Below are 333 nucleotides of genomic sequence, written 5' to 3' on the forward strand. Positions count from 1 at the left end.
GGAAAGCCGTCTTAAGGCTTTGTGCAAATGTTGACTAAATTCTTCTGCCCCCAAAGCTTCATCATCCCCTAAATCTTCACAACTATTGGCTTTCACAGCTAAATTCCCCGCATTGTTTGGAACCAAGCGGCTAACCTTTGGCTTGATAATAGGCTTAGATGTTGAACCATCACCCTTTCGTTCAAGCCGCCCATAAACATCTGCCAAGTGATCAGGTGCAAGCTTTGCTGCCAACTGTTTTTCTGCTTTAACAGCCTTCACATACTCTTTACGCAAACGCCCATTTAAACGCGCTGCTTGTTGGTCATAAAAACCCACATCCGCAAGACACGG

The 333-nt window shown here is 45.3% G+C and carries 1 pseudogene; it reads right to left on the reverse strand.

Going from position 1 to position 333, the window contains the following annotated elements:
• Positions 1–333, reverse strand: a pseudogene (locus tag BN338_RS09960) (transposase domain-containing protein); the annotation flags it as partial.

It is taken from the genome of Bartonella queenslandensis AUST/NH15, assembly GCF_000312585.1.
GTDB classification, from domain to species: Bacteria; Pseudomonadota; Alphaproteobacteria; order Rhizobiales; family Rhizobiaceae; genus Bartonella; species Bartonella queenslandensis_A.